Annotated in this window: 10 protein-coding genes; 5 read left to right on the forward strand and 5 right to left on the reverse strand. The window is 72.6% G+C overall.

From position 1 onward, the window contains the following. The first annotated feature begins 4 nt into the window (after nucleotides 1-4). Entirely contained in the window at nucleotides 5-1528 is a 1524-nt protein-coding gene (locus tag ACQ3I4_RS03350; RefSeq protein WP_430632804.1) for a MinD/ParA family ATP-binding protein, read from the forward strand. A gap of 3 nt (nucleotides 1529-1531) precedes the next feature. Next, the gene (locus ACQ3I4_RS03355) at nucleotides 1532-2953 is read left to right on the forward strand and encodes a mycothione reductase (RefSeq protein ID WP_329862993.1); all 1422 of its coding nucleotides are present in this window, start codon (nucleotides 1532-1534) and stop codon (nucleotides 2951-2953) included. A 93-nt stretch (nucleotides 2954-3046) separates the two neighbouring features. Here the strand turns inward: ACQ3I4_RS03355 and ACQ3I4_RS03360 are convergent, their stop codons facing one another. Continuing rightward, a complete protein-coding gene (locus ACQ3I4_RS03360; RefSeq protein WP_329862995.1) occupies nucleotides 3047-4849 on the reverse strand; it encodes an AMP-dependent synthetase/ligase in 1803 nt (600 codons plus the stop codon). Between the two features lie 143 nt (nucleotides 4850-4992). Here ACQ3I4_RS03360 and ACQ3I4_RS03365 point away from each other — a divergent pair, with 143 nt between their 5' ends. Next, nucleotides 4993-5994: an ROK family protein gene (locus tag ACQ3I4_RS03365; RefSeq protein ID WP_329862997.1), complete on the forward strand. Its 1002-nt coding sequence runs from the start codon at nucleotides 4993-4995 to the stop codon at nucleotides 5992-5994. Here the strand turns inward: ACQ3I4_RS03365 and ACQ3I4_RS03370 are convergent. Both ACQ3I4_RS03370 and ACQ3I4_RS03375 read right to left on the reverse strand, forming a co-directional pair. Beyond that, on the reverse strand, nucleotides 5991-6545 hold the full coding sequence (locus tag ACQ3I4_RS03370) for a hypothetical protein (RefSeq protein WP_329862999.1): 555 nt from the start codon (nucleotides 6543-6545) through the stop codon (nucleotides 5991-5993). The two genes, ACQ3I4_RS03365 and ACQ3I4_RS03370, sit on opposite strands and share 4 nt — an antisense overlap. Beyond that, nucleotides 6542-7315, reverse strand: a complete 774-nt coding sequence (locus ACQ3I4_RS03375) for an alpha/beta hydrolase (RefSeq protein WP_430632805.1) — start codon at nucleotides 7313-7315, stop codon at nucleotides 6542-6544. The genes ACQ3I4_RS03370 and ACQ3I4_RS03375 overlap by 4 nt, the downstream gene beginning before the upstream one ends. Before the next feature lie 140 nt (nucleotides 7316-7455). On the opposite strand from ACQ3I4_RS03375, the gene ACQ3I4_RS03380 reads away from it, so the two are divergent. Together ACQ3I4_RS03380 and ACQ3I4_RS03385 are read left to right on the forward strand one after the other, a co-directional pair. Then, nucleotides 7456-8217, forward strand: coding sequence for a lysophospholipid acyltransferase family protein (locus tag ACQ3I4_RS03380; protein WP_430632806.1), 762 nt, complete (start codon nucleotides 7456-7458; stop codon nucleotides 8215-8217). 155 nt (nucleotides 8218-8372) lie between these two features. Beyond that, the gene (locus ACQ3I4_RS03385) at nucleotides 8373-9770 is read left to right on the forward strand and encodes a class II 3-deoxy-7-phosphoheptulonate synthase (RefSeq protein ID WP_430632807.1); all 1398 of its coding nucleotides are present in this window, start codon (nucleotides 8373-8375) and stop codon (nucleotides 9768-9770) included. A 160-nt stretch (nucleotides 9771-9930) separates the two neighbouring features. On the opposite strand, the gene ACQ3I4_RS03390 is transcribed toward ACQ3I4_RS03385, so the two are convergent. Both ACQ3I4_RS03390 and ACQ3I4_RS03395 read right to left on the reverse strand, forming a co-directional pair. Beyond that, nucleotides 9931-12162 (reverse strand): PASTA domain-containing protein, encoded by a 2232-nt coding sequence (locus ACQ3I4_RS03390; protein ID WP_430632808.1) that lies wholly within the window; start codon nucleotides 12160-12162, stop codon nucleotides 9931-9933. Between the two features lie 272 nt (nucleotides 12163-12434). Beyond that, nucleotides 12435-12683 (reverse strand): WhiB family transcriptional regulator, encoded by a 249-nt coding sequence (locus ACQ3I4_RS03395; RefSeq protein ID WP_068738138.1) that lies wholly within the window; start codon nucleotides 12681-12683, stop codon nucleotides 12435-12437. Nucleotides 12684-12968: the final 285 nt, after the last annotated feature.

Here is a 12968-nt window from a genome sequence, read left to right on the forward strand (position 1 = left end):
CACGATGACCCAGCACAGCAGCATCCCCGAAGAGGCGCCGGACGCGGCACGGCCCGAACCGGGCCCCGAGGGCGTCGCCGAGGGCCGGGACGCCGCGGACGGGGTCCGGGAGCCGCAGGACGGCGCCGCGCCGGCCGACGGAGGCGGTGCCCCTGACCCGGACGCAGTGGCTCCCTTCCAGGACGACGCCGGGACCCCGCCCCTGGAGGCCGGGGGCGCCTCCGCCACCGGTGCGGACGGGGATCCCGTGGCCGGGGGAGGGACCGACGCCGGCGAGGCACCCGATTCCGCCGCCGAGGTGGACGTCCCCGGACCGGTGCCGTCCGACGTCGTGCTCGAGACCGGGGATGAGGACGACGCCGCCGCGCAGCCGACGCCGGGGCGGGCCTCCGCGCGCGGGACCGCGCCGGAGGCCGTGGAGGGCCTCGGGGACTGGGAGCCGGTCGGCGGGGACGAACGGCAGCCCACCGCGTCGGGTGCTCCCGCCCGGGCCGCCGCCGACGCGTCGACCTCGGTCTTCCCGGCCCGCCGGGCCGCCGGAGCCGCAGCCCAGGGGGCCTCCGCCTCCTCTCCCGCGGAGCCGGCCCCGGCGCCCGCTCCGGAGCCCGAACCGGCCGCCGCGCTGACCGCCGACCGGCTCCTGCAGCCGCGGAACCGGGCGCCCGTGGGCGGTTGGCGGCTGTGGCTCTACCGGGCCACGCTCGGCCGGGTCAACGTCGGCGACTCGGACGCCGTGCGCCTGCGCCGCATCACCGAGCACCAGATCGCCGCCCCGCTCGAGGGCGGCACCCGCTACGTGCCCGTGCTCTCCCGCAAGGGAGGCGTCGGCAAGACGACCGTGACGACCCTGCTCGGCATGGCGCTGGCCCATGTCCGCGAGGACCGCGTCATCGCCCTCGACGCCAATCCGGACCGGGGGACGCTCAGCGACCGCTCGCCCGGCCGGGCCCGCTACACGGCGCGGCAACTCGTGCAGAACCGCTTTATGGTGGATTCCTTCTCCAAGCTCTCCAGCTACGCCTCGCGCGAGGGATCCAGGCTCCACGTGCTCGCCTCCGACACCGATCCGCACGTCGCCGAGGCGTTCGACGACGCGGACTACCGCGCGGTCACGGACCTCTTGTCCCGCTTCTACTCGATCGTCCTGACGGACTCCGGCACCGGAATGGTCCACTCCGTCATGAAGGGCACGCTCGAGAAGGCCAACGCCGTCGTCCTCGTCTCCGGGGCGAGCGTGGACGAGGCCCGGCTGGCCTCCGAGACGCTGTCCTGGCTCGAGGCCCACGGCCGCGAGGACCTGGCACGCCGCGCGATCGTGGTCATCAACCAGTCCGCCGGGCCGGGCCGCGGGGTGAACGTCGAGGAGATCGAGGCGCACTTCCAGACCCGCGTCCAGACCGTGGTTCGGCTTCCCTACGACCCGCACCTGGCCGAGGGCTCGCGCGTTGACCTGCAGAGGCTGCGCCCCGCCACGCGCGAGGCGGCCATGGAGCTCGCCGCCCTCGTCGTGGCCGAGCTCAAGGGCTGAACCGTGCCGCACTACGAGCTCGCCGTCATCGGCTCCGGTTCAGGGAACTCGCTCCTGACGGAGCACTGGGACGGACGCCGGGTCGCGGTCATCGACGGCGGGACCTTCGGCGGGACGTGCCTGAACGTCGGCTGCATCCCGACCAAGATGTTCGTCTACCCGGCCGGCCTCGCCGCCTCGGCCGCGCACGCGCGGCGGCTCGGCGTCGGGCTGCGCGTCGAGGACGTCGACTGGCCCGGAATCCGCGACCGGATCTTCGGGCGCATCGACGCGATCTCGGCCGCCGGCCGGGACTACCGCGACCTCGAGCTCGAGCACGTGGACCTCTACCAGGAACACGTCGAGTTCACGGGGCCGACGTCGCTCGTGACGGCGTCCGGGAAGGAACTGAGCGCGGACCGGATCGTCGTCGCGGCGGGATCGCGCGCCGTGCTCCCGGACATCCCGGGCATCGACCTGCCACAGGTCCACACCTCGGACACGGTCATGCGGCTCGAGAAGCTCCCCGGGCGCCTCGTGGTTCTCGGCGGCGGCTTCATCGCCGCCGAGTTCGCCCACGTCTTCTCGGCGCTCGGGACGGACGTGGTGCAGGCGAACCGCTCCGCGCGGCTGCTGCGCAGCCACGACGCGCTCGTCTCGGAACGCTTCGCCACCGCGGCGGCCGCGCGCTGGACGCTCAGGCTCGGCTGGACGGTCACGGGCATCACCGAGGCCGGCGACGGCGTCGAGGTCTCCTTCCGCGATGACGACGGCGCCGTGCACACGGAGCACGCGGACGTCGTGCTCGCCGCCACCGGTCGCGTGCCGAACACGGACCGGCTCGGCCTCGGGGCCGCAGGCTTCGACACCACCGACGAAGGCATCCTCTCCGTCGACGCATACCAGCGTGTGCTCTCCGGTGGGAAGCCCGTCGACGGGGTCTTCGCGCTCGGCGACATCGCCAATCCATTCCAGCTCAAGCACGTGGCGAACCGCGAGGCGCGCGTCGTGGCCCACAACCTCGAACACCCTCATGAGATGCGGGCCATGGACCGGAGCCACGTTCCGGCCGCCGTCTTCTCCGAGCCCCAGATCGCCGCCGTCGGCCTGACGGAGGAGCAGGCCCGGGAGCAGGCGGGCGAGGGCGAGGAGATCACGACCGTCGTCCAGGACTACGGCTCCACCGCATACGGGTGGGCCATGGAGGACGAGGAGGGCTTCGTCAAGCTCGTCGCCGAGCGCCGCAGCGGGCGCCTGCTCGGGGCCCACCTGATGGGCGCGCAGGCCTCCATCCTGATCCAGCCGCTCATCCAGGCCCTCGCCACGGGGCTGCACGTGCACACCATGGCCCGGGGCCAGTACTGGATCCATCCCGCGCTGAGCGAGGTCGTGGAGAACGCCCTGCTCGGGCTCGGCGTGGACCCGCCGCCCGAACCCGCGCTGTAGCGGCCGGACCCCCCGGGGCAGCGGCACGGGAAGGCCCCCGGACTCCAGCGGGAGTCCGGGGGCCTTCCCGGTCACCGGGGTCGGCGGCCCGGGCTACTTCGCGGCGCCGTAGATCTCCTCGACCACCGCGTCGAAGTCCTTGAGCACCTGGGCGCGCTTGATCTTCAGCGACGGGGTCAGGTGCCCGGAGGCCTCCGTGAAGTCGCTCTCCACGATCCGGAACTCCTTGATGGCCTCGGCGCGGGAGACCGAGCCGTTGGCCTGGTCGACGAGCGACTGGATCTCCTGGCGCAGCTGGGGCAGCTTCGCGGCCTCGGCGACGGACATGGACGCCTGCTGGTGGCGCTGCAGCCAGCCGGGGAGCGCCTCCTCGTCGATCGTCACGAGCGCCGAGATGAACGGGCGCTGGTCGCCGATCACGACGCACTGGGAGACGATCGCCGCGGAGCGGATCTGGTCCTCCAGCTGGGCCGGGACGACGTTCTTGCCCGAGGAGGTCACGATGATCTCCTTCTTACGCCCGGTGATCCGCAGGAACCCGTCCTCGTCGAGCTCGCCGATGTCGCCCGTGCGCAGCCACTCGCCGTCGAAGGCCTCCTCGCGCAGCTCGTCTCGGTTGAAGTAGCCGCGCATGACGCAGACACCGCTTGCGAGGATCTCGCCGTCCTCCTCGATCCGCACGCCGTTGCCGGGCAGGGGCCGGCCCACGGTGCCGATCTTGATCCGCTGGGGCGTGTTGACCGTGATCGGCGCCGTGGTCTCGGTGAGGCCGTAGCCCTCGAGGATCGTCAGGCCGATGCCGTGGAAGAAGTGGCCGAGCCGCTCGCCGAGCGGCCCGCCCCCGGAGACGGCGTGGACGACGCGCCCGCCCATGGCCTCGCGGATCTTGTGGTAGACGAGCTTGTCGAACAGGGCGTGCTTGAGCTTGAGGCCCAGCCCCACCTTCCCGGCCTCGTCGGCGCGCGACCACGCGATCGCCGTATCGGCGGCGGCGTGGAAGATCTTGCCCTTTCCTCCGTCCTCGGCCTTGAGCATCGAGGAGTTGTAGACCTTCTCGAAGACGCGGGGAACGGCCAGGATAAAGGTCGGCTTGAAGCTCTGCAGGTCCGAGAGCAGGTTCTTGACGTCCGGAGTGTGCGCCACGGTGGCGCCGGCGGCGACGCACAGCACGGAGATGAAGCGGGCGAAGACGTGGGCGAGCGGCAGGAACATGATCGTCGCCGCGCCCGGGTAGACGGCCTCGGGGAGGGCGGAGCGCGCGTTCTCGCTGAGCTCGACGAAGTTGGAGTGCGTCAGCTCGCAGCCCTTGGGGCGTCCCGTGGTGCCGGAGGTGTAGATGATGGTGGCGAGGGAGTCGAGGCGGGCCGAACGGCGGCGCTCCTCGAGGTCCTCGTCGGAGACGTCCCTTCCGGCCTCCCGCAGGGCGTCGAGGCCGTCGCCCTCCATCTGCCAGACGTGCCGCAGTCCGTCGAGCCCTTCCTGCGTCGCTGCCTGGCGGACCACGTTCTCATGGCGCCCGGCCTCCACGACGACGGCGGCGGCGCCGGAGTCGCCCAGGATCCAGGCGACCTGGCTCGGGGAGGAGGTCTCGTAGACGGGCACCGAGACGCAGCCGGCGAACCAGACGGCGAAGTCCACGAGGGACCACTCGTAGCGCGTGCGGGCCATGATGCCGACGCGGGCCCCCGGCTCCAGCCCTTCCGCGATCAGGCCCTTGGCGAGGGCCGAGGCGTCCGCGGCGAACTCCTTGGCACGGATGTGGATCCACCCCTCGGCGCCGTCCGGCCGCGAGAAGAGCACGGGATTGTCCGCCGAGGCGGCCTGACGCACGACGAAGTCCGTGATGTTCGTCTCCGGTGGGCTGACCACCAGTGGGGGTACGCTGATTTCGCGCACGATTCGCTCCTCTTCCTCGAGTTGTGACGGGCCGGGCGTGCCGTGGTGATCCGTCTCTTGGTACCAGCCTAGTGGCTTGCATCACAGCTTTTACCAGTTAGTAACATACGAATCCATAACATCCCTTCCCAAGGAGCATTCCCGTGGCACCGGAAACCGCGATCGGCCTGGACATCGGCGGGACGAAGATCGCCGCCGGAATCGTGGATCGCTCCGGACGCGTCGGAACGCGGGCCGTCCGCAGCACGCCCGGGCACAGCCGGATCGAGGTCGAGGAGGCGGTGGCCGAACTGGTCGGCGAGCTGCACCGGGAGGCCCCGGGAGCGCCCGTGGGGATCGGCGCGGCGGGCTGGATGAACCCCGATACCGGCACGGTGCTCTTCAGTCCGCACCTGGCGTGGCGCAACGAGCCGCTCCGGGACCGGCTGGAGGACCGCCTCGGCGCCCGCGTGACGGTGGCGAACGACGCCGATGCCGCCGGATGGGCGGAGTGGCGCTTCGGCGCGGGGCGGGGGGAGTCGCACCTGGTCTGCCTCACCCTCGGCACGGGGATCGGCGGCGCCGTGGTCGCCGACGGGACACTGCGGCGCGGCCGCTACGGGCTGGCCGGCGAGTTCGGCCATCAGATCATGGTCCCGGGCGGCCACCGCTGCGAATGCGGCAACCGGGGATGCTGGGAGCAGTACGCGTCCGGCAACGCGCTGGGACGGGAGGGGCGCGAGCTGGCCCGCGCGGGCTCGCCCGTCGCGCAGACCCTCGTGGAGGCGGCGGGTGGGAATCCCGACGCGATCGACGGCGAGGTCGTGACCCGGATGGCCCGGGGCGGGGATCCCGCGAGCCGCGAGCTCGTCGTCGAGGTGGGTGAGTGGCTCGGGCTCGGCATGGCCAACCTCGCAGCCGCCCTTGATCCCGGGATGTTCGTGATCGGGGGCGGCCTCGGGGCGGCGTCGCCGCTGTTGCTGGAGGCCGCGGAGGCCGGATACCGGCGCCACCTCACCGGGCGGGGATACCGGCCCTTCGCCCGCGTCGCCCGTGCCGAGCTCGGGGCCGATGCGGGGCTCGTGGGGGCTGCCGACCTCGCCCGCAGCGATCCGCGCCGGCACGGCGGGGGCAGCGACGCGGCCCGGGTCAGTGGTGTTCGCTAGACGCGCGATCCGTCGTCGTAGTCGTCGCGGCGGTGCCGCGGCAGGCGCCACAGGAGCGTCCCGACCGCCGCGAGGAACACCGCGCACAGTCCCAGCCACACCATCGCCGGGGCGTCGCGCCAGAAGAGGGCCGCCAGCAGGAGTGCCAAGGGGGCGCCCACGGCTCCGCTCCAGCAGACCACGGCCAACGGATCACCCGTACCCAGCGGCGGTGGATCCTCCGGGATGAACTCCCCGTCGTCCTCGTCCTCGTCCAGGGCGTAGTCCCGCGGACCGGCCGTCGCACCCGGCGTCGCGGTCCGCGGGTCACGTGGCGGCCGAGCGGGCGCGGGCCGGCCCGGGGCGCTGGGATCCGGATCCCCCGCACGCGGTCCCGGTGCTGCGGTGCCGGTCCCGGCCGGTCCGGACAGGCCGGTGTCCGCGCCCGTGCCCGCGGCGTCGGCGTCCGTCGTGTCGGCTGCCGGGCCGTCGGGGGCCTGGAGCCGGCGCACGAGGTCCGCCCAGGCGGCGTCCTCGTCGCGGGAACCGCGGTCCGGGGCCGCGCCGCTCACGCCGGGGCCCCGGCCGGCCGCGGCGCTCCGGCCAGCCCGTCGAAGAACGCGGCGGTGCGCGCGAAGGCGGCCTCGGCGTCGTAGTCCAAGGTGGCGACGTGGTAGCTCGAGGCAAGCACGTCGACGCGCGGCGGGCGGGGCAGCCCCGCGCGCAGGACGGCGATGCTGGAGTCGGGGACGACGTGGTCGACGGCGGAACGGAACACGGCCACGGGCGCGCTCACCCGGCCGAGTCCCGAGCGTGCCGCACGGAAGAGCAGTCCCAGCTGGTGGACCGCGGCCACCGGGGTCCGCGGGTACGCGCCCTCGTCCTGCCCGGGCAGCGCGATGTCGTTCGCGATCGCCGGGACGGAGGCGAGGGCGTACTTGAGCACCGGGGCCAGGTGAGCCGTCCTGTCCCCGAACGTCAGCCCCGGGTTGACGAGCGCGAGCCCGGCGACGGAACGGCCGGCGGCGAGCTGGAGGGCGAGCGCGCCGCCCATCGAGAGCCCGCAGACGAAGACGAAGCGGTGGTTGCGCTGCAGGACGTCGAACTCGCCGGCCACGGCGCGGCTCCACGCCGTGTGCGGCGTGCGCGCCAGGTCCTGCCACCTCGTGCCGTGCCCGGGCAGCAGCGGCACCGAGACCGTGTAGCCGCGTGCGGCCAGATGATCGGCCCACCCGCGCATGCTCTTCGGCCCCGAGGTGAAGCCGTGGACCAGCAGCACGGCATCCGGGCGCGGCCCGTGCAGGCGGAACGGCTCCGCCGGATCGGCCGGTGCCTGGTCCACGTCGTCCATGTTGCTCCCAAAACGCTGCGCTGGAGGATGCCCTGCGGGTGGTGATGTGCCTAGAGTAAGAGCCTAGCCGACGGTGGTGTGACGCATCCCGCCGGCGCAGCGAGAAGACCCGGACCCGTGGAAGGCACAGCGTGTTTTATTGGATCATGAAGCGGCTGTTCATCGGTCCGCTGGTGACGGTGCTGTTCCGTCCCTGGGTCAAGGGGCTGGACAACATCCCCGCCGAGGGGGGAGCGATCCTCGCGAGCAACCACCTCTCGTTCGCCGATTCCATCTTCATGCCGGTCGCGGTCGACCGGCCCGTGGTCTTCCTGGCCAAGAGCGAGTACTTCACGGGGTCCGGACTCAAGGGCCGGCTCACGGCGACGTTCTTCCGGCTGACCAACCAGCTGCCCATGGACCGCTCCGGCGGCGCCGCGTCCGCGAACTCGCTCGGCGCGGGGGAGCGCATCCTGTCCCAGGGGCAGCTGCTGGGGATCTACCCCGAGGGGACGCGCAGCCCCGACGGGCGCCTGTACCGCGGCAAGCTGGGCGTCGCCAAGCTCGCGCTCGCGACGGGCGTGCCGGTCGTGCCCATCGCCATGATCGGCACGGACAAGGTCCAGCCGATCGGCAAGACGGTCCCCAACATCCGGCGCGTCGGCATGATCGTCGGCGAGCCGCTCGATTTCTCCCGCTATGCCGGGATGTCGGAGGACCGGTTCGTTCAGCGTTCCGTGGCCGACGAGATCATGTACGCGATCATGCGCCTGTCCGGGCAGGAGTACGTCGACGTCTACGCCGCGACGGTCAAGGCCGAGCTCGCCGCCAGGAAGCATGCGGCGCGGCACCCGCAGAAGAAGGCCGGTGGAGCCGCGGACGCCGGCGCCGGAAGTGCTCCGGACGGGGCCTGATCCTTGGCCGGGAACCGCCCGGTCCCGCGCGTCGGCCGTGCGCCAGGGGCCGTGCGGTATGCGCACGCAGGGGCGGTGCGTGCACTGTGAACGGCGCCCCCGCCGAGCTTTACGCCCGAATGTGACGCCGCTTGACCGCGGTCTAGTCTTGAGGGGTGAGTGAATCGACTGCCGTAACCACCCCACCCGTCCAGCCCGTCGCGGGCCCAGCCGCCGATCCCGGCCTGGATGTCTGGCGCACGCTGCCCATCCAGCAGCAGCCGAGCTGGCACGGGACCGACGCGCACGCCCGGGCCGTGGCGGAGCTCTCGGCGCTCCCGCCGCTCGTGTTCGCCGGCGAAGTGGACATCCTCCGTTCCCGCCTGGCCGACGCGGCCCAGGGCAAGGCCTTCCTGCTCCAGGGCGGCGATTGCGCGGAGACCTTCGACGGCGCGACGGCGGACAAGATCAGCGCCCGCGTCAAGACGATCCTGCAGATGGCCGTGGTGCTGACCTACGGCGCCTCGCTGCCCGTCGTGAAGATGGGCCGCATGGCCGGGCAGTTCGCCAAGCCGCGCTCTTCCGACTCCGAGACCCGCGACGGCGTGACCCTGCCGGCGTTCCGCGGCGACATCGTCAACGGCTACGAGTTCACCGAGGAGTCGCGGGCCCACGATCCGGCCCGCCTGGTCAAGGCCTACAACACCTCTTCCGCGACGCTGAACCTCATCCGCGCCTTCACACAGGGCGGCTTCGCCGACCTGCGCTCGGTCCACAACTGGAACCAGGGCTTCCGCTCCAACCCCGCGCACTCCCAGTACGAGTCGCTCGCCGCGGAGATCGACCGCGCCGTGCGGTTCATGGAGGCCTGCGGGGCGGACTTCGAGGCGCTCAAGCGCACCGAGTTCTTCGCGGCCCACGAGGCGCTCCTGCTCGACTACGAGCGGGCGCTGACCCGGACCGACTCGCGCACGGGACTGCCGTACGACACCTCGGGGCACTTCCTGTGGATCGGCGAACGCACGCGCCAGCTCGACGGCGCGCACGTGGACTTCCTCTCCCGCGTCCGCAACCCCATCGGCGTCAAGCTCGGCCCGGGCACGAGCCCCGACGACGCGCTCGCGCTCATCGACAAGCTCGACCCCGAGCGCGAGCCGGGCCGCCTGACCTTCATCACCCGCATGGGCGCGAAGAACATCCGGGAGAAGCTCCCGAACCTCGTCGAGAAGGTCACGGCCTCCGGGGCGCAGGTCCTGTGGGTCACCGATCCCATGCACGGCAACACGGTCACGAGCCAGAACGGCTACAAGACCCGCAACTTCGACGACGTCATGGACGAGGTCCGCGGCTTCTTCGAGGTCCACGACTCCCTCGGCACCTTCCCGGGCGGACTGCACGTGGAGATGACGGGCGACGACGTCGCCGAGTGCCTCGGTGGAGCGGATCCGATCCGCGAGGAGCAGTTCGACGACCTCTACGAGTCGGTCTGCGACCCGCGGCTGAACCACCGCCAGTCCCTCGAGATGTCCTTCCTCGTCGCCGGGGCGTTGGCCCAGCGCGGGCAGCGGGGCTGATCAGCCCACGCAGTGCGACGCCGGAGGGCGGGCTTCCGTACGGAGGCCCGCCCTCCGGCGTCGTACTGTCCGGGCACCGGTGGGCGGTGCCTGCCGTGCCCGACGTTCGGTGTCGCCCCGGGTGGGGCCCGTCAGCGACGCCGCCGGCCCGTGGTCCGCGCTAGACGACGCCCAGGGTGACCGTCGAGCCCTCCGGCAGCTCCGTGCCGCCCGCGGGATCCTGCGTGGCCACGGTGTTGAAGATGATGCCGAAGGTCCCCTCGGTGACCTCGACCGTGAAGCCCAGCTCCTCGAGGGCCGCGCGGGCCGCGCCCAGCTGCCGTCCCCTCACGTTCGGGACCTCCACCATCCGCGGCCCCTTCGAGAGGACATAGCCGACCGTCGATCCGCGTTCGAGCCGGCCCTCCGCCGGCTGCTGGGAGAGCACCGCCCCCTCCGGGACCGTGCGGCTGAACTCCTCGCCCGTGTCCTCGCCGACGAGCCCGGCGGAGCGGAGGATCTGCTCGGCGTCCTCCGCGGTGCGTCCCGTGACGTCCGGGACGTCCACGGGAGCGGGGCCCTGGGAGACGACGAAGGAGACCTCCGTGCCGCGGCGGACCTGCTCGTCCGGGCCGGGGTCCTGGGAGACGACCTGGCCGGCGGGCATGGACTCGTCGTGGCGCTCCGAGACATCGCCCGCCGCGAGCTGGCCGTCCTCCAGGGCCTTCTCGGCCTGCGCCGATTCGCGGCCGACGAGATTGGGGACCGTGAACAGCTCGGGGCCCTTGGACACGAGGAGCTCGACGGACTGGAAGCGGCGGATCTGCGTGCCGCCGACCGGCTCGCTGCCGACCACGAGACCGGAATCGAGGACTTCGTCGAACACCTCGCGTTGCGAGTGGTCCACGCCGAGCCCGTCCAGGGCCGAGGCCGCGTCGGCCACCGGCCGTCCCTCGAAGCGCGGCACGTCGACGGCGGCCCCGGGTCCCGCGCCGAAGAACCATCCGGCCGTGCCGAGAAGCGCCGCGAGGAGCACGACGACGACGGCCCAGATCCAACCGCGGCGGCGCGCCGTGCCCCGCCCGAGCTGGACCACGGGCGTCTGCGCCTCGCGCTTCCAGTCCCGCCGCTCCTGCTTGGCCTGCTTGCGCTGCTGCCGGGCGGTGGGGTGAGGGGCGGTCCCGGCGGCGGAGCCGGAGCCGAGGCGGTGCGGACCGACGCGGCCGGGGCTGCCGTGGCCAGGGCGGCCGTCGTCGGCTGGGTAGCCGCCGTCGGCATCGCCGGGCTCCGCACCGCCGTCGTCCGCCGCGGGTCCTCCGTCGCCGGGAGCGAAGCGGGGGAGTGCCCTCGTGCTGTCGCGGTGCGACGGGAGGGCCGTGGTCCGGTCGTGGAAGGAGTCGAAGGCCCGCGTCGCGTGGCCGTCCGGGGCGATCGCCTCGGTGGGATTGCCCGCGGCTCCGATGGCCTCGGTGGGGGGTGAATCCGGGTCGAGCGCCGCCGTCGGGTGTCCGCCCGGGACGCCCGCCCCGCCGGCAGGGCGCGTGCCGCCCGTGTGCTGCGCGGCCCGCGATCCGGAGCCGTAGTCGAGCTCCGCGTCGGAGAGCGTGGTCCTGATGTGCTGGAGCTCCTCCTGCAGCGCGACGACGTCCTGCAGCCGGTCTTCGGGGTCCCGGGCCGTGCAGAGCAGCACGAGCTCGTCGAGGTCGAGGGCGAGGCCGGGAAGGAGCGCCGAGGGGGCGGGGACGTCGGCCGTCACGTGCTGGTAGAGCACGGCGTTCAGATCGCCCGTGAACGGCTGCCGCCCGGTCAACAGCTCGAAGAGCATGATGCCCACGGAGTAGATGTCGCTCCGACCGTCGGCGGGACGGTTGTTCACGATCTCGGGTGCCACGTAGGCGGCGGTGGCCAGGGCCCCGAGGGAGGCCTCCGTGTACTCGTGGGTGGGCCGGGCGAGGCCGAAGTCGGCGACCTTGATGGCGCCGCTGTTCGAGAGCAGGACGTTCTCCGGCTTCATGTCCCGGTGGATGAGCCCCTGGCCGTGCGCGGCGGCGAGGCCCGCGACGATGGCGGAGAGGTAGGCGAGGGCCTGTCGGGGCGGCAGCGGCCCCTCCTTCCGCAGGATCTCGCGCAGCGTGCGTCCCTCGACGTACTCCATGGCGAGGTACGCGACGCCGTCCTCCACCCCGTGGTCGAGCACGTTGACGACATGGACGTCGCTCACGCGCGCCGCCGTGACGGCCTCCTGCCGGAAGCGGGCGAGGACCTCTGGCTGGACGGAGAGGTGCGGGTGGAGGACCTTGATGGCCGTCTCGCGCTCGAGCTTGACGTCCGTGGCGACGTAGACGGTGGCCATTCCACCCGCGGCCACGCGGGTATGCACGTCGTAGCGCCCACCGATGAGGCGCCCGATCATGGGGTCGCGTCCTTGTTCCGTCACCCCATGATCGTAGCCACCCGGGCTGTGCGAATCCGGGATTTGGCCGGCACGGAATCATCACGCTTGCGGCCCACGGGCCCACGGGCCCGCTGGCCCGCGCAGGGGGCGGCGGGATGCGTGGCGGGTGGCATGCGCGAGGGGCCGCATCCGATGGGTGCGGCCCCTCGTGTCCCGGAACGGGGTCCCGGACTCCGGACCCGGCGGCATTCCTCCTCGCGGTGGTGCCGCAGGCCCGGTACGGGTCCTTGCTAGGAGGCGCGGCGGGCGCGGGCGGCGCGGCGCTTGAGGGCGCGTCGCTCGTCTTCGCTCATGCCGCCCCATACGCCGGCGTCCTGACCGGACTCGATCGCCCACTGCAGGCAGGTGTCGACAACCGGACAGCGACGGCAGACGCTCTTGGCCTCTTCGATCTGGAGCAGGGCCGGCCCCGTGTTCCCCACGGGGAAGAACAGCTCGGGGTCCTTGTCCAGGCAGGCTGCGCGACTACGCCAATCCATGCTTGTTGATGCTCCTTGGTAGCTAGGTGTCTGGTGGCGGTCCGGGCCGGCACGGGTGGCCGGCGGGACCTGCGGCCGAAAGAAAACGGAGCGTAGCAACGCTCCGGAACAACCGCCTACCAAGGCTTTCATGTTACGTAAACGTAAACAAGGGATCGGGAGCAGGAATTCGCGCAGGGGCCCTGAGGCATTGATCACACGCCGCCGGCGTGGAGGGGGCGCCGGGGAGGCGCCGCTCCGGACCCGGTTCGCCGTTGCCCGGTGGGAGGACGGCGGCCGCACGAG

It is taken from the genome of Zafaria sp. Z1313 (assembly GCF_050563205.1).
Taxonomy (GTDB): Bacteria; Actinomycetota; Actinomycetes; order Actinomycetales; family Micrococcaceae; genus JAZDCJ01.